This window comes from Anaplasmataceae bacterium AB001_6 (assembly GCA_020002265.1).
In the GTDB taxonomy this organism is placed as follows: Bacteria; Pseudomonadota; Alphaproteobacteria; order Rickettsiales; family Anaplasmataceae; genus AB001-6.
Genome location: CP048228.1, coordinates 696,291 through 720,673, shown reverse-complemented (window position 1 = coordinate 720,673; position 24,383 = coordinate 696,291). Strand labels below are relative to the sequence as shown.

Below are 24,383 nucleotides of genomic sequence, written 5' to 3'. Positions count from 1 at the left end.
TGTAGAAATTATTTTTTTTAGTTATTTTTGTCTTTGATTGATAAGAAGTATTTTGTTAGGAGTGTTATGTCTTTTAGTTTAGGTTCGCTGGGTGAGGAAATTTTTGATGTTTATTTTGGATTTTCACATAGCCGTTTTAACGCAATAAAAATCAATATTTTTAATGAAGACGAAATTAGAAAGCAATCTTATGGAAGTGTTATAAGTGGAGAAACGATAAATTATCGTACCAACAATCCTGAAAATGGTGGGCTTTTTTGTGCAAAAATATTTGGAAGTGTTAAAAATTTTGAATGTGTTTGCGGAAAATATCGTGGAATAAAATATAAGGGCGTTGTATGTGAAAAATGCGGTGTGGAGGTTACTTCATCTCGTGTTAGAAGACAAAGAATGGGTCATATAGAGCTTGCAGATCCAGTAGCACATATTTGGTTTTTAAAATCTCTTCCTTCTAGGATATGTCAGATTTTAGATATGACAATGAAAAATGTCGAAAGAATATTATATTTTGAAGCTTATGTTGTATTAGATTCTGGTGTAACGCCTTTTAAAGTAGGTGAAATTTTAACAGAAGAAAAATATCGCAGCACAATAAAAAATTACGGAGAAGGCTCAATTATTGCTGAAATGGGAGCTATAGCAATAAAAAAATTGTTAGCTTATGTTGATTTGGAAAAATTACGAGATGAACTTTATGAACAAATAAATTCAGGGTTACCTGATATTAAGCATAAAAAAGCTGTTCGTAGATTACGCTTGGTAATTGAATTTTTAAAATCTGGGAATAAACCTCAAGATATGATATTGAATGTTATTCCTGTTATTCCTCCTAACTTAAGACCTCTTGTTATGTTAGAAGGTGGGCGATTTGCTAGTTCTGATTTGAATGCTTTGTATAGAACTGTTATCAATAGAAATAATAGACTTAAAAATCTTAAATCGTTGAATGCTCCTGATATCGTCGTTAATAATGAAAAGCGAATGTTGCAGGAAGCTGTAGATGCTCTATTTGATAATTCACGTAAAAATAAGGTTATCAAAGGTTATAACAAAAGACCTTATAAATCTTTAAGTGATATGCTTAAGGGTAAACAAGGGCGTTTTCGTCAAAATTTACTTGGAAAAAGAGTTGATTATTCAGGAAGATCAGTTATAGTTGTTGGTCCTAAACTTAAGTTAAATCAGTGTGGTTTACCGAAGAAAATAGCTTTAGAATTATTTAAGCCTTTTATATATGCAAAACTTGAGATGTATGGTATTGCATCGACTTTTAAAACTGCCAGTAGAATGGTACAAAATGAGCGTCCAGAAGTTTGGGATATTTTAGATGAAGTGATTAAAAGACACCCTGTTTTGTTGAATAGAGCACCAACTCTACATAGAATTAGTATTCAAGCTTTTGATCCTATATTGATAGAAGGTAAAGCAATTCAATTACATCCATTAGTTTGTACAGCTTTTAACGCAGATTTTGATGGAGATCAAATGGCGGTTCATGTTCCGCTTTCTATTGAAGCTCAGGTTGAAGCACGTATTTTGATGATGTCTGATAGAAATATACTTAATCCTTCAAATGGAAAGCCAATTATTGTACCATCTAAAGATATTGTTTTAGGAATATATTATCTTACTCAAATTGATGACAAACAAACTTCAGATGATAAGCATGAGCATTATTTTTCAGACCAATGGGAAGTGGATAGGGCTCTTTTTGCATCTCATATAACTTTACATACTCCTATTAATTGTAGGTTAAAATTGTTAAATTCAGAAGGAGATTATGTTGAAAAATGGGTTTTGACAACTGCAGGGAGATTGAAAATATTCACCATATTGCCTGATAATATTGATTTTGCAGTCATTAATAAAATTTTATCTGTTAAAGAAGTAACAGAACTAGTTTCTATTGTATATAACAAATGTGGTAGACGAGTCACTGTTGATTTTTGCGATTCTTTGATGTCTCTTGGATTCGAATATGCTACTTTGTCTGGCATATCATTTGGAAAAAATGATATGTTAGTGCCGTCTTCAAAATTTGCTCACATAGCGGATACTGATAAAAAAGTTCAGCAGTATGATAATCAGTATCAAGAAGGTCTTATTACGAAAAATGAAAAATATAATAAGGTCATCGATGCTTGGCAAGAATGTACTGATATTGTCGCGAAAGACATGATGGATGGTATAGCGGATTGTAATTCTGTTGCTGATATGAATTCAATATATATGATGGCAGATTCTGGTGCTAGAGGATCTCCTGCGCAGATTAGGCAATTAGCGGGAATGAGAGGGTTGATGGCAAAACCTTCAGGAGAAATAATGGATACTCCTATTACATCTAATTTACGAGAAGGCCAAAATGTAATGGAATATTTTAATTCTACGCATGGTGCTCGAAAAGGTTTGGCAGATACTGCCCTTAAAACCGCTAACTCTGGTTATCTTACAAGGAGATTGGTGGATGTTGCACAAGATTCTATTGTTACTGAACATGATTGCGGAACCTTTAAAGGATTGTTGATGAAGGCGCTAATTGATAATGGAAATATTATCACTTCTTTATCTGAATCAGTTATAGGAAGATGTTCTTCTGTTGATGTTATAGATCCAGATACAGATCAAATTATTATAAAATCTGGTGATTTAATATTAGATGATCAAATTACAAAGATAGAAAAAATAGGTATTGATGCTATTAAAATTCGTTCTGTGCTTACTTGTGAAGCTGAAAATGGTATTTGTGCTAGATGTTACGGTGTAGATCTATCAAAGGGTAATAGACTTGTATCTATCGGTGAATCGATAGGGGTTATTGCTGCTCAATCTGTTGGAGAGCCTGGTACTCAACTTACGATGCGTACCTTCCACGTGGGAGGAGCAGCTACGAAAGGTGTCGAAGTTTCTTCTTTAAGTTCTTTTTGTAGCGGTAAAGTGTTAATGAATGCTGCTGCTAATACTGTTATTGATAGGTTTGGAGATAAGATAGTTATTAATAGATCTTTGGATATCACTATCGTTGATAAAGCTGGAACCAAGCATTCACACGGTAGAGTACCGTATGGATCTAAGTTGTATGTTTCTGATAATCAAGAAATTAAAATTGGAACCAAAATAGCAGACTGGGATCCTTATAATTCTCATATTATATCTGAATTTAAGGGAAAAATTTTATATAAAGATATGATAGATAATGTTTCTGTAAATGAACATTTAGATGAAGATACGGGAATTATTAATAAAACGATAGTTGAATGGAGAAAGGGAGAGCAAAATTTGTCAAGATTGCGACCGAGAATTGAAATTATTGGAGAGGATGGAGATATTATTGCCAATAATGAAACTGGATCTAAAGCTATCTATTCGTTACCTATTGGATCTGTTGTGAATGTTGAAAATGATTCATTGATTGAGCCTGGGGATGTTATTGCTAAAATTTCTAAAGAATATAACTTAACTCGTGATATTACAGGTGGTTTACCTAAGGTTGCAGAGCTATTTGAAGCAAGACATCCTAAGGATGCTGCTATAATTAGTGATATAGATGGTTACTTAGAATTTGGAAAAGATGTCTATAAGAGTAAAAGAAAGGTATTGATTAGATCAGAAGATGGTAAAAGTGAATTTGAGTATTTAATCCCTAAAGGTCATCACGTTATTGCAAAAGACGGAGATTTTATAAAGAAAGGAGATATGCTTGTAGATGGAAACCCTGATCCTCATGATATTTTACGTGTCTTGGGTGTTATTGCTTTAGCAGATTATATGATATCTGAAATACAGCATGTATATAGATTACAAGGTGTTAAGATTAATAATAAGCATTTTGAAGTTATTGTTCGTAAAATGCTTCAAAAAGTTGAAATCACTGATGCAGGAGATAGTGCTTTATTAGTTGGAGAAAAAGTAGATTTCAAGCATGTTGATGTAACCAATAAAGATTTGGAAGCTAAAAATATGAAGAAAGTTTTATTTCGACCAGTACTTCTAGGAATTACTAAGGCAAGTTTACAAACAGATTCATTTATTTCTGCTGCTTCTTTTCAGGAGACAACTAAAGTTTTAACTGAAGCTGCGGTTTCTGGAAAAATTGATTATCTAAAAGGTCTTAAAGAAAATGTTATTGTTGGACGATTATTGCCTACAGGTACTGGCTTTGTCGTTTACGATATGCTTGAACGTATTAAAAATGAAAAAATCGGAAATAACGAAAAAATTTCTGATGATTTAGCAGAGAAAACAGGGGCACATTTTGATTTTGAGGATAATTTAGTTTTACACTCAGAGAATTCTGCCGCTGATAGTAATCAAAGTGCTAATAATGACCTTAATTCTGTAGAATAGCAAAATCTAAAGATAGGAAAAACAAATTTGATCTAAAAGGAAATATGTGCCTTTGTACTCTACATATGTTTTGTATTGAGGCACTTTTTCGTACTGATTAAGGTGAGTATTAGCTTTGATATAATTTTGTTATATCAGATGTTCTCTCTATTGTTTCATTATCTATATGTTTTGTGAAACGAGATTCATCATTGTATTGCCGTTGATTAAAAGTTGTTCTGCTTTTCGCTCTAGATATTATTAATTGTCTTTTTGCTCTTGTTACTGCAACGTATGCTATACGTCGTTCTTCCTCTAGAGTTTCAAAATGGTTTATACTACGTGGATTTGGAAATATATTTTCTTCCCAACATGGGATATAAATATTATCAAATTCTAAGCCTTTTGCAGAATGCATTGTTATTATACTGATGATGGAATTATCATCTTCTGATGTTTCAATATCTGATATCAGACCTATATGCTCTAAAAATTCGTTTATACTACTAAAATCATCAACTACAGCTTTCATTTCTTTTAAATTCTCAACTTTTATTTCATTTTCCAATTCTTCAGTTATCATATCCCAGTAACCTGATTCATGAAATATAGTTTCTAATATTTCACTATTTTTTGCTTTTTTATCAACGAGAAACTTCCATTTTTCTATATCATTTAAGAATTTTTCTAATTTTAAATTTTTAATTGTGCCATCCAATAATTTTTTCTTTGCTATATTGAATAAAGATTCCTGAGAATGCATAGCATGCATGTTGATTTTTTCAATTGTAGATGAACCAACACTTCTTTTTGGCGTATTAACTACTCGCTCAAATGATAAATCATCATTATGATTCAAAGTTAATTTTAAGTATGCTATTATGTCCTTAATTTCTTTGCGATCATAAAATTTTAAACCACCTAATATTTTATATTTTACACCATGACGTGTACAACTTTCTTCAAGATTACGTGTTTGAAAACCAGAGCGTACTAATATAGCGGTACTATATTGAGCATTTGTTTCATAATTCAGCATTTTTATCGATCTTATTATATGATATGCTTCGTCTTTCCCGTTCTCAAAAATGAACATTTTGATCTTGTTATTAGTTTCGTTGGTTGTCCACAATTTTTTTTGATGTCTATTATGATTTTTACTTATTATGGCATACGATAAATTCAGTATACTAGAAGTAGATCGATAATTTTGTTCAAGTTTTATTATCTCTGCTTTTGAAAAATATTTATCAAAATTTAGGATATTCTGTATTTTTGCTCCGCGCCATCCGTATATTGATTGATCATCATCTCCTACACAGCATATATTTTTGTGTTTTGAGGATAAAATTTTCAACATGTTATATTGAATATTATTTGTATCTTGATACTCATCAACCATTATATATTTAAACATTGAACAATATTTTTCTTTTACTTCTTCATTAGTTTCTAGTAACAGTACAAACAGCATTAATAGATCGCCAAAATCTAAGTTGTTCATTTTTTTGAGTTTTGCCTGATAACTCACATAGCACGTTTTTGCAAGTGCAACTATATTATTTGATGCAATTTTTTCTAAAGCATAACTTTCGGGAGTTATGCAATCATTTTTCCAATTTTGAATAATTGATGATATTTTTTTTATTTCTTGTTTATCGCAATCAAAGCAATTTTCTTTGCATATTTTGGACAGAATTTTTAGTTTATCTGCTTCATCTATGATTGAAAAGTCTTTTGATAATCCTATTTTATCACCATCGTATCTTAAGATTTTAACAGCTATGGAGTGAAAAGTGCCTACCCATTCCATTCTTATATCACTGCCCAAAAATGAAGTAATGCGATTTTTCATTTCATTGGCAGCCTTATTTGTGAATGTTACTGATAATATGTTATTAGGATTTATTTTTTTTTCTTGTATTAAAAAAAGTATCTTTGATACAATGGTCTTTGTTTTTCCCGTTCCGGCTCCGGCAAGTATTAAAAGAGGCCCAGAAATTTTCTTTACTGCTTCTAGCTGTTTTTTATTTAGACCTTGTATTTCTATCAAATCTGTATGCATTATATAAGTAATAAATATATGAAGTGAAAAAAAGCAACATTAAGTTATAATTCTACTATATAAGATGCTAGATATCCCTGTTTAAATATTATATTTGTATATATTATTTTTTTGAGATGTTACAAATATTTATATACTTTTTATATTTGATTATTAAATACAATAATAAGTACTGTTATGATCTCATCATTTTTCGTTATATAGAGCAGTCAGGAGATTGTGTGTGAATTTGTTTAAGTTAATTAGCCCATTTTTTAAACACCTAATATTTTTAATATTTATTTTAATCTCTTCTGGATTAGTTGTGTTGATTCTGATAATTGTCAGTTATCTTGGTGAAGTTGTTGATTATGATGCAATTATTGCAAATGACGATTTACCACTTACTACTAGACTTTATTCATCTGATCTTCATCTGATTTCCGAATTTTCAGCAGAAAATAGAATTTATGTTCCAATGAAATTTATTCCTCAACACACAATTAATGCTTTTATATCTGCTGAAGATAGAACATTCTATACAAATATAGGGGTAGATATAAAAGGTATATTACGTTCTGTTGCTAAAAATATTTCTCAATTTGGTCAAAAGGGTAATAAAATGGTAGGAGGCTCAACAATCACTCAACAAGTTGTTAAAAATTATTTTCTTACAAGTGAAAAAACCTTAAACAGAAAAATAAAAGAAGCCATATTATCTCTGAAGATAAATACCGTATTGAGTAAAGATCAAATTATGGAACTCTATCTTAATAAGATATTTTTTGGAAGTAGAGCATATGGTATAGCTAGTGCTTCTTTGAAATATTTTAATAAATCAGTAAATGATCTAACAATTGCAGAGTCAGCATTACTTGCCTCTCTTCCTCAGTCTCCTAGTTTGGTCAACCCTATAATCACAAAAGAGAAATCTTTAGAGCGTAGAAATTGGGTATTGTCCAGAATGTATGAAAATGATTTTATAACAGATATTGAATACAAAACAGCTATGAAGCAACCTATAAATATTGATAGATCTCATAGCAAGAATTTTATATATGATGATTTCTTTGTTGAAGAAGTGAGAAAAGAAATAGCAAATGATTATGGGAAAGATATGCTATACAAAGGTGGAATGTATGTGCATACTACAATGAATATGAAATTTCAAGAATTGGCAAAAAAAGCTTTGAAGGATGGCTTAATGGAATTTGATGCCAAAGGTGATTGGAGAGGGCCTATTGGAAAAATTAAAGATTTAGATAATTGGTGCAAAAAACTCGATGAGATAGATAATAAAAAAAATATAGGAGATTTAACAAAAGCAGTAGTTTTAAATAAACGAGATGATATAGAAATAGGCTTATCAAGTTGCCAAATTGCTATTTTAGATTATTCAAAATGGAACCGTTTAGTTGAGACAGGGGATGTAATACTTACTCAAAAAATTGGTAAAAATACTCATGTAATCAGACAAGTTCCTGAAATCAATGGGGGAATAATAGTAGTTGATATTAATACCGGAAAAATTCTGGCTTTGGTAGGTGGTTATGATTATACAAATATGCAATATAATTTTGTTACTCAAGCTTATAGACAGGCTGGGTCCATTTTAAAACCAGCTATATATCTCTCTAGCTTTTTAAAAAATGTTTCATTCTCAACTATTATAAATGATGAATCTTTTATTTCATATCAAGGCTTGGATATTCCGCTATGGATGCCTAAAAATTATGAAAATAGATTCTTTGGTGACACTACTATTCCTGCAGGGCTGGCTTTATCTAGAAATATGGTTACTTTACAATTAACAGATTTTGTTGGAATTAGGAATATATTACGCGATATACATAAAAATGATGTATTTTCTAAAGCTAATGCTAATTATTCATTCGTTTTAGGGGCAGAAGAAACCACTCTTTTTGATATGGTCAAATATTATACTATGATCGCAAACGGGGGAAAGGAAGTTAATCTGAGTATGATCGAGAAAATTCAGGATGCTAAAGGTAGAAATATATCTTTAGCAAAGGAATCACAACAATGTGATAATTGTATATTGTACATTAGAGAGAATGATTCAAATGACACAGCTGTATACCAGAAAGAAGAAGATTATACATTTCCTAATATCACTGAAGTAAATAAAAGACTGTTTAATGAAGAATTAGTCTATCAAATAATTCAGATATTGGAAGGTTCTGTGAAGTTTGGTACTTCAAAAAGATTAAAATCTTTAGGTATAACTCTTGCTTCTAAAACTGGGACCAGTAATGATAATAAAGATGCATGGGTAATAGGTTTCACTCCTAAAATAGTGGTTGGGGTATATGTAGGACATAATGATTTTAGTACATTAGGTTCAAATGCAACAGGAGCAAGAGTTGCTGTCCCGGTTTTTTATAATTTTTTTCAAAGTATAAAGAGCGATATGATAGATTTGCCTTTTAAAACGCCTCCTAACATTGATTTTATAAAAATGAATACCGCAAATGGAGATATCGTTAATTACCAGAATATAAGTGAGCAAAAAAATAAAGAGCAAATTTTATGGTATGCCTTCAATGAAGATGTAAGAGACATTATTCTAAATATGGATGATACCTACAAAGTAGACATCATCGAAAATCGAGAAAAAAACCTAATTTCTGGGCAAAATGACCCAGAAATTGGTGAAGAAATCGAAGTAGATATTATTACTCAGATTATAAATGATGAAAAATTTTAGATTTTAGACCAGATTAATTATCTTCCATAACTGGTTCCGCTGGATCCGTAAGTATCGTGAAGAGCTATTGCTGTTCTATGTTCTCTTGCTGCTTGAGTTGCTCCCTCTTCTCGAGCAGCTACTCTTCTAGGGTCGTTATGATGTTCATAAGCTTTTCCACAACCAATGCATATTACTCCACAAAGAGCAAGAGCAGGATTTCCAATATCTTCATCAAGTTTCTCTTTTGTACCTTGTTCAAGATCTATAGCGCCCATTTGTCTATTGAAATCTCTAATCTCTTTATTCTGCTCTTCAATTTGATCATTTCGGTCAGCTCTTCTGCTGTTTAGAACTTTTGTTTCAAGACAACAAGCAACACCAGGTACAGATTCAGCAACTCCTGTTGCTATATCTTTAGCAGCATTCCACAATACAGATTTAGTGGTTGCTTTATTAGGATTATTAAGAGTTTTCATTTCAACTGGAGCGCAAGCTAATCTTGATGCTCCTAAGCAAGCGTAGTGTGCAGTTCCAAAAGTACAAAACATTGCTGGAGCTAATAATCCAGGTTGTACACCTAAAATTGCCACAGAACCTAATGCAGCGGCTGGAATGGAAAAACAGGTGGATCTTGTAATAGCTGGAATGAAATCAGTACAAGCATCACTCGTATTGCTGTTGAGCAAAGCTGCTTTTGTAGTATCATGTGCATAGAGCAAACCTTGAGCACAATAACCTAATGTTTCATTTTCTCCTTCAGTGTTAGGTGATCTTGTACCATCTACGTTATCATAGCTCCTTCTATGTATTGATTGTGGCTGGGTAACAACTACATCTCTTGGTTGAGGTTGATATTGAAGTTGATATTGATATTGAGGTTGATATTGAAATTGATATTGATATTGAGGTTGAGGTTGATGCACTGCTGCTAGATTATTAAGAATTGGGTTACGAATTGGCTGACGAGCGCTATTAACAGTCCTAGTGCTAGGTCTTCTATTAGTTGGATACATAAATTTATTTCCCCTAAAAATAAATAAAATAAAATTAATTTATCCCATGATATTCAAATAAAAATTGAATAAAAGTAAATAAATCAATAAACAATAATATCAAATATTAACATTATAAGCAATTAACTTATAAATTAATTGAGAATATTTTCATTATTGAAATAATTATAATCTCGTTGTTTAAACTCCAGGTTCTTGATTTTGCTCAATATTTGAACAGGATGCAAGACAAGAAGTACCGGTTAATGTAGATCGAATAGATTTTGTAATTCTATCAACATTTCTACTCAAACAACTTGATTTTTCTTTACTATTTTTACTAATTCCAGTTTTTTGTATTATAAGTTTATGATCAAATTTAAATTTTTCAAAATCTAATGTAAGACGATTATCTTCAGCAATACCCATACCCAAGAAAACATTTCTTTCTTTTCCATCACAAGTTCTCCTTGACTTGCTTATAAAAAAAATCTCTATTTTTTCATTATCTGTATCTTCTTCTATTGTCGATAGAATAGTTTTAGGTTTTGCGCCACCTGACGAATTGACAGTAACCGATGAATTCCTTCTTGCGCTGTTCTTTATATCTTCTACGTTCGTATTTGTCGATAGAATAGTTTTAGGTTTTGCGCCACCTGACGAATTGACAGTAACCGATGAATTCCTTCTTGCGCTGTTCTTTATATCTTCTACGTTCGTATTTGTCGATAGAATAGTTTTAGGTTTTGCGCCACCTGACGAATTGACAGTAACCGATGAATTCCTTCTTGCGCTGTTCTTTATATCTATCGATAGATCATCAGGGTTTTTACCAGTATATTCGCAATACTTCATTATAATACCATGATCTAATCTTTCCTCTATTTTTGAGGGTAGTACCCAAGAAGCAATTTCCTTCCTAATAGGAGTTATGAGAAAAGGATTTGGATTGTGAGAATGAATCTTTTTTTCTTTGTTATGCATAATTATTTTTTCCCCTAAAAAATAAAATTATTACTTAATAATATTCTATTATAAAAGGAATATTAATTAATAAATCAAAATAATAATGACTTATTTTAATATATTTGGTAAGTTTATTTTTATAATATCTTTTCTTGATTTTTATTTTTGATTATAAGAAATAATATTTTTTATCGCTAATTCGCTCATATTATTGGATTGTTTTACCAAATTATTTGCTATTTCCAGTTCTCTAGAATAATCCAACATATATTTGCTTTCCAATATTGGTGATATATTTGATTCTTCTACATATCCTATACGCAAAATGTTTGATTTGTCAGTGATATTTATATCTCCTTCGGGTGTCAGAAGGTTATCTCCTGTCTTTTTCATTTTATCTTGAGTTTCAAAAATAGATATTTTATCTATTATTGTATTTTCATCTTGTGCTCCATTATTTAAACTTTGTAATATTTCTCCATCAGAGGAGATAGTAATTGGTCCATCAGCAAGCACTATTTTAATCGATTCAGCATTAGCATTCATAATTGGTAACTCTGTTGCTGCAGATACCAATGTGCCATCTGCATCCAGTTTTAATCTACCATTTCTACTATACATTGCTCCTGCATCAGTTATAAAAGCAAAGAACATATTGTTACTTTCTAATGCTAGATCTAACGGATTACCAGTATGTTGCATTCCCCCAGTTCTGTTATTTGTATATATGCCGGCATGTACTCCATACGATATCTCTGGATTCTTTTTTGATATCAATTCTACAAAAGCTGATTTATCTCCTTTAAAACCAGGGGTGGAAGAATTCGCTAGATTATTCGATACAACATCAACAGCATCAGTATTTTTTATTTGCGTTGAAACATTTATGTACAAATCATTTGATACCATAAATCTTTTTTGTTTGATTATAACAACGTCCAAATGCTATTACATCGACGTAAAGAAAAAGTAAACGATATCAATTAAATGGGGCGAACGACCAGGATCGAACTGGCGACATCCAGTGCCACAAACTGACGCTCTACCAACTGAGCTACGTCCGCCATAACTAAATACTTAAATGGCACTAATTATACACTAATATTTATAATATATCATTTGCTTTATAAAATATTTTTTTTTAAACATGCATATTAAATTCAAAGTTGTTTAGAGTTATCAAGCATGGTATCATCAAAAGTGATAAATGCTACAACTGCTGTTTGATTGTGCTAAATATTTCAAATAAAAGAGGATTGATATTATTAACTGGAAAAGATACAAGATGTTTTTTACAAAATTTAATAACTAATAATATCGATAATTTGGATCAATCTTGCATAGTTTATACTTTGATTTTAGATGTGAAAGGACGTATGCAATATGATATTTTCATATCTTTGGTTGATGATTGCTTTTTGATAGAATATGAAAAAAAGTTTGAAATTGAATTTTTTGATTTACTCAAAAAATATTGCTTAAGCTATAACGTTGATATTATTAAAATAGATTTGAAAGTCTATTTTTTATTCTATAATGAAGAGTGTGATTTTCATGATGAAGATTTAGTGTTTAATGATCCTAGATTGAATAATTTAGGTTGTCGTATTTATTCATCTAGAATGATAAAATGTAATCGAACATATGAAGATTATTTAGATCTAAGATTGAAAAATCTTTTACCTGAAGGTAGGAAAGAGATAGAAGGATACCATGTTTTTGATTGTTCATTTGAACGCTATGTGGAAGAAAATAAAGGATGTTACGTAGGTCAAGAAGTAGTATCTAGAATAAGAAAAATGAAAAATGGTGTCAGTAAATATGACATCAAGGTAATGAAAGTGCTAGATAATTGTGTTGATAATACAATAACAAATCTTTATATGAAAGAACAAAAAGTTGGTAAAGTGATGTTTTTTCGTAAAAATTATGCGTTTGTTTTTATAGATAGATTTTTGTGTAAAGATAAAGATACAATATTGTTTGATAATTGTACCTTGGCTTTGGATTAGTTATTTTTTGCGATAGAGATTGGTTTGTGAATAGTGATAAAAGAAAATTCATAAAAGTTGGTATTATAGGACCATCTAATGTTGGTAAGTCTACTTTTGTTAATGCAGTTATGAAAATTAAAGTTTCTGCTGTAACTAACAAAGTACAAACTACAAGGTCAAGTTTGCAGATCATAAAAAATTATAAGAATACTCAAATAGTATTTGTTGATAACCCTGGAGTTTTTGTAGCAAAAAGAACTCTTGAGAGAATTATATTAACCAATGCATGGAGTGGAGTTTCAGATGTTGATGTTGTGATGGTTATGGTTGATGCCAGCAAAGGTATCACGTCTAATGTTATTAACATTGTTGACAAATTGAAAAATTTTGATGTAAAGTGCTTTGTTGTGATTAATAAGATTGATTTAATTCCAAAAAAAAATTTACTGCTTTTGTTAAAAGATCTAAAAGAACTTCGTGATTTCCAAGAATTTTTTATGATTTCTGCATATAAGAATATGTTTATAGATTCTATATTAGATTATTTGGAGAAAATATCTTATGTATCTGAATGGAAATATCCTGAAGATAAAATAACTGATGCTTCTTTGGATTATCGCATTAAAGAAGTATCTAGAGAGAAATTTTTTCAAGCTTTGAATCAGGAAATACCTTATTCTATTGTTGTTGAAAATGAGAAAATAGTGAAATCTCAAAATGGTTGTATAGTAATTAACCAGACTTTATACGTTTTGAAGGAAAATCACAAAAAAATAATTATAGGAAAGAGTGGTAGTAAGATAGCGGTCATCAGAAAAAGCATTGAATACGAACTCAGTAAAATGCTAAAAACAAATGTTAAAGTCATTATATATGTTAAAGTTCATTATAATTGGTTTGAAGACGATAATATTTTATCAAATATTTATAATTAATTTGTTTCTTGTGCAAATATTGTATACAATTGCTTTGACAAAAGTTGAAACTGTGTTACCCTTTTGGGGTAACGTGAAGGTGATAAACAAAAGGGCACAATTTTTTCGGGGGCGTAGCTCAGCTGGTTAGAGCGCTGGCCTGTCACGCCGGAGGTCGCGAGATCGAGACTCGTCGTTCCCGCCATTGGATCTGTTGTTTTACTTTGATTGCTTTTTCTTTTGTCTTCTTGTGGTGTGTGTTTTGGATAATATAAGAAAATCCTATATTTATGACTATGAAGATCGTCTTTTGATTGATAAATTAGACGGTCAACATGTTTTGCAACACAATTTTTTGAAAGATTGTAAATTCGATGCAGTGGAGTCTTTGGGATGAGATTATTTGTCTTTTAGTTTTTATTCTGTAAATGGTTTCTGGTTTCAAAGTAACTCCTTCTTTAAAACAGTATTTGGATATAAAACGCAATTATTCAGATTGCCTATTGTTTTATCGGATGGGTGATTTTTATGAACTTTTTTTCGAAGATGCAAAAATAGCTGCGCGAGAATTAGATATTGTTCTAACTTCGAGGGGAAGGTATGAAGGATGCGATATCCCTATGAGTGGTGTCCCTTTTCATAGTGCAGAAAATCGCATAAATAAGTTGGTGGAATCAGGATTTAAAGTTGCTATATGTGAGCAGATAGAATCAGCTGATGATGCAAAAAAGAGAGGAAATTCTGCCGTTATATCCAGAAAAGTAGTACGTGTTGTTACAAAAGGCACATTAATAAATGAGAATTTTTTAGATGGACGATTTAATAACTATATAATGTCCATTTCTAAAAGAGATGATATTTGGGTTGCTGCATGGATTGATTTTACTACAAGAGAATTCAAATGCGCTTCTTTATCAGATTCAAATTTTTTCTCATATCTTCTAAATATCAATCCTTCAGAAGTTTTGATTCCTACTTTTTTGATAGAAGATGAAGTTCTTCAGAAAAAATTTTCTAACAGCGGAACGGTTGTTAATTCTTTTGCCAATAATGTTTTTGCACACGATAGAAATAAAAAAATACTTATGGAGTATTATTGTGTAAATGATGTGAAAACATTGAATTTTTATAATTGTGATTTAATAGCAGTTTGTGGTGTTCTTGTTGATTATATATCTTATACTCAATCTGGAATGTTAGAATCTGGTATGCTTTCTAGACCCTCTGTACAGTCCAAATCTGATTATGTTTTCATTGATTCTTCAGTAATTAAAAGTCTTGAATTGTTTAAGACAAATGATAATAAAACAATAAATAGCCTCTGCCATAAAATAGATAAAACTTTAACCAGTGGTGGGAGTAGAATGTTTAAAAACATACTATCTTTTCCTTTACAATCAATAAAAAAAATTAATAATAGGCTAGATGCAGTAGAGTTCTTAATCAAGAATGATACACTGTTCTTTGAGTTAATTAGAGTGATCTCTCTCTTTCCAGATCTGGAAAGAGCAGTTACAAGAATATGCTTAAAAAATAGCTGCTCAAGAGATCTTTTAATAATAAAAAAATCTTTGCTATTAATGAATAAGATTTTTAAAAAATTATCAAACATTAAAGATTTACAATTATTCAATGATATTTCAACTAACCTTAATACAGATTATGATCTGTATTGTATTCTTGAAGACGCTTTAGTTGATAGGGAATTTAAAAAAGATGAAAGTGGATATATTAAAATATCTTTTAGTGCAAAATTACGTGAATTAAGTGAAATTAGATTAAATGCTGATAAATTAATTAGTGATCTTGTTGATAAATATCGAGTTGCATTGTCGTGCCCTAAATTGAAGATATCTTCAAATAATTTAATTGGTTATTATATAGAAGTTCCAAGCAATATTAACGTTAATGATGATATTTTTATATATAAACAAAGTTTAAGATCAGCTAATAGATATACTACGATTGAACTAATGGATCTGGAAAATAAGATAGTTACTGCAGAAACGTCTTATGATGCGATAGAAAAAGATATATTAAATTCTATTTTTCAAAAAATAAGAGAATTTTCTCAAGAATTATTAGAAATTGCTAAAGCTGTTTCTATGTTGGATGTTATATTATCTTTTACTGAAATATCGACTGGTTTTAATTACTGTAGACCTGTAATAGATGAAAGTAGAGATTTGATAATAAAAAATGGAAGACATCCAGTTATAGATATGGGAGGAAAGTTCATTCCAAATGATTTAACATTAAATGAAGAATGTAAAATGTACTTATTAACAGGTCCTAACATGGCAGGTAAAAGTACATTTTTGAGACAAAATGCTATAATAATAATTTTTTCTCATATTGGTTGTTTTATTCCCGCTTCTTATGCCAAAATTGGATTAGTGGATAAGATCTTTAGCCGTGTAGGATCATCTGATAATTTACAAGGTGGAAAATCTACTTTTATGGTTGAAATGGAAGAAACAGCTTCCATAATCAATGGAGCTACTGATAGATCGTTTGTTATTCTAGATGAAATAGGTAGGGGAACTTCTTTACGAGATGGTGTTGCAATAGCAGCTGCAGTAATTGAATATTTACACGATAATAATAAATGTAGATCTATATTTGCAACTCATTACCATGAATTAAGTGATTTAGAAGATACTTTGCCTTCCATGAAAAATTATTTCATGGAAGTTGATGATATAGAGGGAAAAATTGTTTTTAATTACAAAATATTACAGGGCGTATCTAGTGATTCATATGGAATAGCTGTTGCAAAAATTGCTGGATTACCAGAAAGTGTTATATCTAGGGCATGTCATTTTTTGCGTTCTAATGAACATTGTAAATCAGATGTCTAGAGTTTGTTTTCAAGATAGTAAAACCTTACCTTTTGATTCAGAGTTGCTGTTTGATGTCATATTAGATATTAATAAATATCCAGAATTTTTAAGATGGTGTAAATCCGTTAGCATTCTAAATAAAAAAGGTGACACAATAGATGCACATGTTAGCGTTGTTTTTAAAAAAATAAGGTCTTCTTATACTTCACATATTAAATTCCAAAGGCCTGAAAATGATAAAAAGTGTTTTATTGAGATCAAATCTTTTGATGGTGCTTTTAAATATCTTTATACTCTTTGGGAAATATTGCCACTTGATAAAGAAAAAACAAAGATATCAATAAAGGTAGAATTTGAATTTAGCAATAAGTTGCTGCATATTTTATTAAAGCAAGTTTATCATAAAGCTCAAAGGGAAATTATTGATTTATTTGAAAATAGAATAAAGCAGATCGCTTTACAAAAAAAATAGAATTTCTATTTATTGTATGTTTGTTGCTTCATCATCTCTTTCTCTGATATAAGAATAAGGCATTGCTTCATTAAAGACACAGGCATGTTTGGTGCCGTGTCTAAGAGTGAATCTTGATACAACTCTATCTACTACTATATAATCATCTTGTATTTTAAAATTGATTAATGCTTCATATCCGTCATCATCAACAGAAAATATTGCTGGGATATCACCGTTGATGTCATAAAATTTAAAATATGTGAATTGCCTATCATCAAATACCCTTAGAGGTTTTATTAAGTTATTTCCAGATACTGTGTATTCAAAATTTATGTACTCAAAATCTGCTATGTTAACTTTATATAACTTTGAATTCATATCGCTGATTCTCTTCACATCCAATGTATCATTATCGTTGTATATGAATTTTATCTCAAAAGGTATGGATCTATCATATATATTATTGGGTTCTTCTGCTTGCATCATAATATGATACGTTCTATTTTTATTTGTATATATGATTGCGTTTGTTGTTGCTATTTCTGGCTCTCCTATTGGTTTTAAAAGTAATTTATTTCCTAAATTATGAAATTGCCATGCTGTTGTATCTCCCATAATAAGATTTACTATTTCCTCATTTTTGTCGAAATTTATTATAGTTGCGACTCCGTAGTAACCTATATATTCATATAGCGTGTTTTCTTTATATAGAACATGTTTTATATGAACGTTACGCGGCACGTTCCTCACTGCCAAAGAAATCATATTAGTTCCTTTTTGATTCACTGGAATTTCTGAATATGCTAAACTGATATTAAAAAATAAAGTAGTAATTAATAGTATTAGTTTAAGATAGCACTTCATAGTTTATTACCAGAAATTCTAAAGGTACATTATTTTTATATGCCAAATTTATGTCAGACAATTGGTATTGTACATATATAGTATCCCAATGATCTTGGTTATTGCTGATACTTTTTTTTATATCTAGCAATGCACTTGAATTTATACTATTTAGATTTTTTATTTCAATATTAAGAATATTCGTTTTTACTGTGTTCTGTTTATATTTTATAATAGGAGAATCTCTATTTTGAATATTCATTTGATCAATAAATTCTTTGAAAACTTGATAAGAAGAATTATTTCTAATATAGTTTTCCTGATTTTCTAGATTGTTTATAGAATAATTTTCCCTTTGGGTTACATAGTTTTCGATGAGATATCTTGCTATAGCATTTTGTACTCCTATTTTTGTATTATCCGATTTTAATTTTATTAATTTTGTTTGATCATCTGTATTTTCGTATGATCTATATATTTTAAATGGTACTTTTTCTGCAATAGGCATAAATTTTTTTAAAGATAAGTATAATAAAAATATTATGAAAAATGCTATACATAAAATATAAAATAGATAGTTTAATTCCCATAAAACAGATATATATTTCTTGTGATACCATTTTAATGCCTCTGCATAATATCTGTCCTCGTCCAATTTTATAGGAGGAATATTGTTAGTTTCTAAATCAGTATCGTATGACATTTTATTGAGATTAGTAAACCTGTTTCATAGATAAGTGAATTAAACAATATTTTATTTAAAAAAATAATAATTGCTTTGTAATATATTTTTGATGTTGTTAGTATTTATCAGAATATTAAGATTGTTTATTTGAGATATTTTACAATCAGTGATATAATTGTTCACTCCTTTATAATCTTTTATTTTATAATGACTGTATTTAATAGATCTGTAGATTCTGAGCAAAAAGAGGAAAAAATGGCAGAGAATGAAAAAGAAGTGGAATTTAAAGAGGATGAAAAAGAGCAGGTTAATATTGAAGATCTGCAAAAAAATATCAGAAGCAAAACAATAGAAATCGATAATTTAAAACGAAAATTGAATGTTATAAGTAATTATGTTCGCTCTGTAGAGGATGAACACAAGAAACAGCTTGACTCTTTGTCTGTTAGAAAAGATGAAGAAATGAAAAAAAAGGAAAAATTTGCTGTCTCTAATTTTTCCGTTGATTTGATGAATGTAGTTGAAAATTTTGCTAGCGTGATCTCTCTTATCAATGAAGATGATTATGCTCAAGATGATAAATTATTTAATTTCATTAAGGGAGCAAAAATGACTCTAGGGTTGTTCGATGATTTACTTAAGAAGTATGGAATAGAAATTATAAACCCTGATATTGGATCTGCTTTTGATCCTAATTTACATAAGGCAATTAAATTGGAAAAAGATCCTGAAATGCCTGATAATTCTGTGATAGAAATATTGCGTCCTGGTTATAGATTAGGAGAGAGAATTTTGCGTCACGCTTCCGTTATAGTTTCCGGTGGCGATATCTAAATTGGGGGATAAATATGAAAACTACTATGTTTTCTGGAATACAACCAACAGGAAGTTTACATATTGGTAATTATTTTGGTGCCATCGCAAATTGGGTTGATTTGCAAAATGATTACGATCAATCAATTTTTTGTATTGTTGATCTACACGCTTGTACTAATCTTCAATCTTTTGATTCTCTTAAGCAGGATACTCTTTCTTCTTATATATATTGCCTTGCAAGTGGCTTAGATCCTAAAAAAAGTATAATATTTGTTCAATCTTCGGTTTCATTCCATACTGAATTACAATGGATATTGAGCTGTATGACACCTATAAGCTGGTTAAATAGAATGACTCAATTCAAGGATAAATCTAGTGCAAAAAATAAGATTTGCACTGGCCTTATGACTTATCCTCTGCTTATGGCTTCAGATATATTGTTATATGATGCTACGCACGTTGCTGTAGGCATTGATCAAAAACAACACTTAGAATTAACGTGTGATTTAGTCAGATCTTTTAACACTATATTTAAAAGTGATATTTTTACTGAGCCGCAATATATTGGTTCACGTTATTTAGAAAAGATTATGTCTTTAAAGAATGGGAATGCAAAGATGAGTAAAAGTGATTCTTCAGAAAGATCTAGGATAAATTTAAGTGATGATCCAGATGTAATAAGAAAAAAGATTATGTCAGCTAAAACAGATTCTTTAAATCATCTAGAAATTAATAGCCTTAATGAACGACCAGAAATGCTGAACCTGGTTAATATATATTCGATTCTTTCCGGATTCAATATTGAGAAAATTTGTGATTTATATGTTAGTAATCAAGAGTTCAAACATCAAATAGCAGAGATGCTTGTTGCCAAATTAATTCCTATACAGGATGAAGTACAAAAAATAAGATCTGATCTTGATTATGTCTATAATCAGATTTCTATCGCTAATGATAAAGCAGCAGATATTGCTGAGAGGAAAATGAAGAAAATTAAAGATATTATAAATATTTTTTAATTTTTTTGTTGTAAATATAAAGTTAATTTATTTACTATATTCTTTATTTATTCAGATAAAGTTTTCTCTTTTAGCATATTAACTGTTGTATGGTTTATCGCTTGCTTTTTATTTATATATATTTTTTAATTACTTTCTCTGCTTGTGGTATGCAGGGTAGAAATACGGTAACTGATGAAATATATATTGGAATCCACGATTTTATGTATGATGATGGTTATAATTATAGTGACATCGATGACATGTGCCTTGATTGTGATATCAGTAGTTCTGTAGGTGAAGATAAATGTATGAATTTTTGTGCTAAACAATATACTATGTGTATGATGGTATGCATGAAACATGTGAGTGATATGTATTTTGATAGAGACAAATTTTGCTACAGAGAGGATGTTGAGCATAATTCATTATATTACCCATTTAACCATGAAGTATGTAACTCATATGAAGATATCGATCTTGAAAAAACAGGATTAACAAAAATATGCTCTTCAAGTTGTGCAGATCGGAGAAATTTGTGTTTAGGAACATGCATGTGAAATGCAAATTTTTGCTAAATTGCCTTATTTTTTTTAAGTTTTAGAAAATCTTCTTCAGCGTGATAAGATGATCTTGTTAAAGGACTGGAAGAAACCATTGAAAAACCTTTCCTGAGGGCTATATCATACATTTCTTTAAATTCAAGTGGTGTTACAAATTTAGATACTGCTGCATGATTATTTGTGGGCTGTAGATATTGACCTATAGTTAAAAAATCCACATTTGCTGACCTTAAATCTTCCATTACTTGAATAACTTCATCCATACTTTCACCTAATCCTACCATTAAACCAGATTTAGTGAATATCTTACTATTTAGCTCTTTTACTTTTTTCAACAGCATCAGAGAATTGAAATAGCTAGCTTTGGGTCGTATTGTTCTATATAACCTTGGAACAGTCTCTATATTATGATTAAAGACATCAGGCTTAGCATCAGTGATAATTTCTATACTGTTCATTTTACCCAAAAAATCAGGAGTCAAAATTTCTACAGTAGTGTTTTCAGATATTTCACGTATTGCATTCACCGTTTTTGCAAAATGCGAAGCCCCTCCATCTGGTAAGTCATCTCGATCAACAGAAGTTACCACAACATGCCTTAATTTTAGATTTTGTACTAACAAAGCTACCCTTTGAGGTTCAAAGCTATCCACAGGAAAAGGAACACCTGTATCTACATTACAAAATCTACAAGCTCTAGTACATATACTGCCAAGTATCATTACAGTAGCATGCCTTTTATTCCAGCATTCACCGATATTAGGGCAGGCAGCTTCTTCACAGACGGTATTAAGTTTTAGATTTTTTACCAAAGATTTTGTTTCTTCAAAGATATTCCCTGCAGGTGCTTTTACTCTCAACCAATTTGGTTTAGGAAGCTTCTTCACCATTTTTACTCAATGCAACTTTTTTCAATATTTTGCGTTTTATTTTTTTTCCCTCATCAGTCAACTTTGCATTTGCAGTATTCTGTAGAAAGTCATCAAAACCACCTTTCTTATAGATAGTTCTGAGAGTTCGAGTATTTATCTTGAAAGAAAACATTCTTTTCAAGATATTACTTTCAAGCCTCATATTTATCAAGTTTAAACGAAATTGTCTTCTCGTTTTTCTATTTGACTTCGAGACACGATTTCCGTATCTTACGATCTTGTTTAACATTAGATCACAACATTTTGACATATAGAGGTCTCCAAAAAGATAATCATAAAAAATCCCAGTACAATATTATAATGATAAATGTTATATTTCAATTCTATTATACTATTTAATTTTTTATTAGTGTTATAAATGTTCAAAATAAAAACCTCTTATCAAATATCAGCCGATCAATCGATGGCAGTTAAAAAAATATGCAAGGGGTTCAAAGATAATGAAAAAGACATTGTTTTACTTGGTGTTACTGGCTCTGGAAAAACATTTACAATGGCAAATGTTATACAGAATTTACAGAAATCAACGATAATACTTGCTCATAATAAGACATTAGCAGCTCAATTATATGAAGAGATGAAATCTTTTTTTCCTGATAATAGAGTAGAATATTTTGTATCTTATTACGATTATTATCAACCAGAAGCTTATATTGCAAAAACAGATACTTTTATAGAAAAAGATTCATCAATAAATGAAAAAATTGATCGTTTAAGGCACTCTGCTACCAGATCGTTACTAGAAAATGATCACGTAATTGTTATTGCAAGTATATCTTGTATATATGGTTTAGGAGATCCAATAAATTACCTTAATATGGCATGCCCAGTTAAGGTGGATGATCAAATACCAATAGAGACATTAAAAGAAAGGCTAATAGAACTGCATTATGAACAAACTACAACAAATTTGTTCCGAGGTAGTTTTAATGTAAAAGGAGATGTTGTAAGTATTTTTCCATCTCATTATGAAAATAGAGCATGGAGAATATCCTATTTTGATGATTATATAGAAAAAATAGAAGAATTTGATCCTCTAACAGGTGCTTCATTCGCCACTTTAGATGCTATAAGTGTGTTTCCTAATAGCCATTATGTAACACCAAGAATGACTATTAATCAAACTATAAGAAGTATATCTGATGAATTAAATCAAAGAATAAAAGAGTTTGATGATTTCGGAAAAATTGTGGAATCACATAGAATTAAACAAAGGACTAATTTTGATATAGAAATGCTATATGAAACTGGTACGTGTAAGGGTATAGAGAATTATTCTCGTTATATAACTGGAAGAAAAGCTGGAATGCCACCTCCCACTTTGTTTGATTATTTTACTAAAAATTCTCTGCTAATAATAGATGAAAGTCATGTAACTGTACCACAAATTGGCGCTATGTATAATGGAGATAAAGCTAGAAAAAATTCTTTAATAGAACATGGTTTTAGATTACCTTCTGCTAGAGATAACAGGCCATTAAAATTTGAAGAATGGGAAGAGATTCGCCCAATCACTTTATATGTTTCTGCCACTCCTGGAAGATATGAATTAGATCAAACTGATGGAAAATATGTTGAACAAATTATTAGACCTACAGGCCTTCTAGATCCAATGTGTGTTATTAGACCAGTTGATAATCAAGTTGATGATTTATTGAATGAATGTCATAAGGAAATAAGGAAAGGTAATAAAGTGCTTGCTACAACTTTGACAAAAAAAATGGCAGAAAATCTTACAGAATATATGCAAGATGTTGGAATTAAAGTTTCATATTTACATTCAAACATCACTACTTTGGAAAGAATAGAAATAATCCGCAATTTAAGAAAAGGTATAATAGACGTCATAGTAGGAATTAATCTGTTAAGAGAAGGTTTGGATATCCCCGAATGTGGATTGGTTGCAATATTAGATGCAGATAAAGAAGGATTTTTGCGTTCAGAGACTGCTTTAATCCAAACAATAGGACGCGCCGCCCGTAACGTTGAAGGTAGAGTCATATTATATGCTGATACTATTACCAAATCTATTAAAAGAGCTTTAGCAGAAACCGAGAGGAGAAGGAAAATTCAGGAAAAATATAATATTGATAACAATATAGTACCTAAAACAGTTAATAAAGTGATATCTGGTGCATTTAATGAATATCTTTCAGATGTTATAGATATTGGTGATAATGAAACCAATATAGCAGATTTAATTGCTGAAATGCATGAAGCGGCGGAAGAATTAAATTTTGAAAAAGCCATAGAAATACGTAATAAGATAAATATAATCAACAAAAATAGAAATACCTAAGGTAGCA

18 protein-coding genes and 2 tRNA genes are annotated in these 24,383 nt (G+C 30.2%); 11 read left to right on the top strand and 9 right to left on the bottom strand.

Features of this window, described 5'->3' with window-relative positions; genetic code table 11:
- Positions 1–66 precede the first annotated feature (66 nt).
- The gene (gene rpoC, locus GUI12_03400; GenBank protein ID UAT43180.1) at positions 67–4,344 is read left to right on the top strand and encodes a DNA-directed RNA polymerase subunit beta'; all 4,278 of its coding nucleotides are present in this window, start codon (positions 67–69) and stop codon (positions 4,342–4,344) included.
- A gap of 109 nt (positions 4,345–4,453) precedes the next feature.
- Here rpoC and GUI12_03395 read toward each other — a convergent pair whose 3' ends face one another.
- On the bottom strand, positions 4,454–6,388 hold the full coding sequence (locus tag GUI12_03395) for a UvrD-helicase domain-containing protein (GenBank protein ID UAT43179.1): 1,935 nt from the start codon (positions 6,386–6,388) through the stop codon (positions 4,454–4,456).
- Positions 6,389–6,692: 304 nt separating this feature from the next.
- On the opposite strand from GUI12_03395, the gene GUI12_03390 reads away from it, so the two are divergent.
- Positions 6,693–9,095 carry a PBP1A family penicillin-binding protein gene (locus GUI12_03390; GenBank protein UAT43178.1) on the top strand — a complete coding sequence of 801 codons (2,403 nt, stop codon included), beginning with the start codon at positions 6,693–6,695 and terminating at the stop codon, positions 9,093–9,095.
- A gap of 17 nt (positions 9,096–9,112) precedes the next feature.
- On the opposite strand, the gene GUI12_03385 is transcribed toward GUI12_03390, so the two are convergent.
- The 4 genes from GUI12_03385 to GUI12_03370 form a co-directional block, all read right to left on the bottom strand.
- Positions 9,113–10,090 (bottom strand): hypothetical protein, encoded by a 978-nt coding sequence (locus GUI12_03385; GenBank protein UAT43177.1) that lies wholly within the window; start codon positions 10,088–10,090, stop codon positions 9,113–9,115.
- A gap of 180 nt (positions 10,091–10,270) precedes the next feature.
- The gene (locus tag GUI12_03380) at positions 10,271–11,053 is read right to left on the bottom strand and encodes a hypothetical protein (protein ID UAT43176.1); all 783 of its coding nucleotides are present in this window, start codon (positions 11,051–11,053) and stop codon (positions 10,271–10,273) included.
- A gap of 141 nt (positions 11,054–11,194) precedes the next feature.
- A complete protein-coding gene (locus tag GUI12_03375) occupies positions 11,195–11,944 on the bottom strand; it encodes a flagellar hook-basal body complex protein (protein ID UAT43175.1) in 750 nt (249 codons plus the stop codon).
- Between the two features lie 79 nt (positions 11,945–12,023).
- A tRNA-His gene (locus GUI12_03370) sits at positions 12,024–12,099 on the bottom strand.
- A gap of 165 nt (positions 12,100–12,264) precedes the next feature.
- Between GUI12_03370 and GUI12_03365 the strand changes: the two genes are divergently transcribed.
- The 5 genes from GUI12_03365 (at position 12,265) to GUI12_03345 (ending at position 17,258) form a co-directional block, all read left to right on the top strand.
- The gene (locus tag GUI12_03365; GenBank protein UAT43174.1) at positions 12,265–13,047 is read left to right on the top strand and encodes a hypothetical protein; all 783 of its coding nucleotides are present in this window, start codon (positions 12,265–12,267) and stop codon (positions 13,045–13,047) included.
- Positions 13,048–13,073: 26 nt separating this feature from the next.
- On the top strand, positions 13,074–13,964 hold the full coding sequence (locus GUI12_03360) for a GTPase Era (protein ID UAT43173.1): 891 nt from the start codon (positions 13,074–13,076) through the stop codon (positions 13,962–13,964).
- A 107-nt stretch (positions 13,965–14,071) separates the two neighbouring features.
- A tRNA-Asp gene (locus GUI12_03355) sits at positions 14,072–14,148 on the top strand.
- 223 nt (positions 14,149–14,371) lie between these two features.
- On the top strand, positions 14,372–16,804 hold the full coding sequence (mutS, locus tag GUI12_03350; protein ID UAT43172.1) for a DNA mismatch repair protein MutS: 2,433 nt from the start codon (positions 14,372–14,374) through the stop codon (positions 16,802–16,804).
- On the top strand, positions 16,797–17,258 hold the full coding sequence (locus GUI12_03345; protein UAT43171.1) for a type II toxin-antitoxin system RatA family toxin: 462 nt from the start codon (positions 16,797–16,799) through the stop codon (positions 17,256–17,258). Before mutS ends, GUI12_03345 begins: the two co-directional genes overlap by 8 nt.
- Positions 17,259–17,267: 9 nt before the next feature.
- On the opposite strand, the gene GUI12_03340 is transcribed toward GUI12_03345, so the two are convergent.
- Positions 17,268–18,104 (bottom strand): TrbG/VirB9 family P-type conjugative transfer protein, encoded by an 837-nt coding sequence (locus tag GUI12_03340; GenBank protein UAT43170.1) that lies wholly within the window; start codon positions 18,102–18,104, stop codon positions 17,268–17,270.
- Positions 18,088–18,786, bottom strand: a complete 699-nt coding sequence (locus GUI12_03335; GenBank protein ID UAT43169.1) for a hypothetical protein — start codon at positions 18,784–18,786, stop codon at positions 18,088–18,090. Before GUI12_03335 ends, GUI12_03340 begins: the two co-directional genes overlap by 17 nt.
- 189 nt (positions 18,787–18,975) lie before the next feature.
- Between GUI12_03335 and GUI12_03330 the strand changes: the two genes are divergently transcribed.
- The 3 genes from GUI12_03330 to GUI12_03320 all read left to right on the top strand — a co-directional run bounded on the left by GUI12_03330 (position 18,976) and on the right by GUI12_03320 (position 21,142).
- The gene (locus GUI12_03330; protein ID UAT43168.1) at positions 18,976–19,602 is read left to right on the top strand and encodes a nucleotide exchange factor GrpE; all 627 of its coding nucleotides are present in this window, start codon (positions 18,976–18,978) and stop codon (positions 19,600–19,602) included.
- 14 nt (positions 19,603–19,616) lie between these two features.
- The gene (trpS, locus tag GUI12_03325; protein ID UAT43167.1) at positions 19,617–20,603 is read left to right on the top strand and encodes a tryptophan--tRNA ligase; all 987 of its coding nucleotides are present in this window, start codon (positions 19,617–19,619) and stop codon (positions 20,601–20,603) included.
- A 149-nt stretch (positions 20,604–20,752) separates the two neighbouring features.
- Positions 20,753–21,142, top strand: a complete 390-nt coding sequence (locus GUI12_03320; GenBank protein ID UAT43166.1) for a hypothetical protein — start codon at positions 20,753–20,755, stop codon at positions 21,140–21,142.
- Positions 21,143–21,156: 14 nt separating this feature from the next.
- On the opposite strand, the gene lipA is transcribed toward GUI12_03320, so the two are convergent.
- Both lipA and GUI12_03310 read right to left on the bottom strand, forming a co-directional pair.
- Positions 21,157–22,035 carry a lipoyl synthase gene (gene lipA / locus GUI12_03315; protein UAT43165.1) on the bottom strand — a complete coding sequence of 293 codons (879 nt, stop codon included), beginning with the start codon at positions 22,033–22,035 and terminating at the stop codon, positions 21,157–21,159.
- Entirely contained in the window at positions 22,016–22,327 is a 312-nt protein-coding gene (locus GUI12_03310; GenBank protein UAT43164.1) for a 50S ribosomal protein L28, read from the bottom strand. The genes lipA and GUI12_03310 overlap by 20 nt, the downstream gene beginning before the upstream one ends.
- 108 nt (positions 22,328–22,435) lie before the next feature.
- Between GUI12_03310 and uvrB the strand changes: the two genes are divergently transcribed.
- The gene (uvrB, locus tag GUI12_03305; GenBank protein UAT43163.1) at positions 22,436–24,376 is read left to right on the top strand and encodes an excinuclease ABC subunit UvrB; all 1,941 of its coding nucleotides are present in this window, start codon (positions 22,436–22,438) and stop codon (positions 24,374–24,376) included.
- Positions 24,377–24,383: the final 7 nt, after the last annotated feature.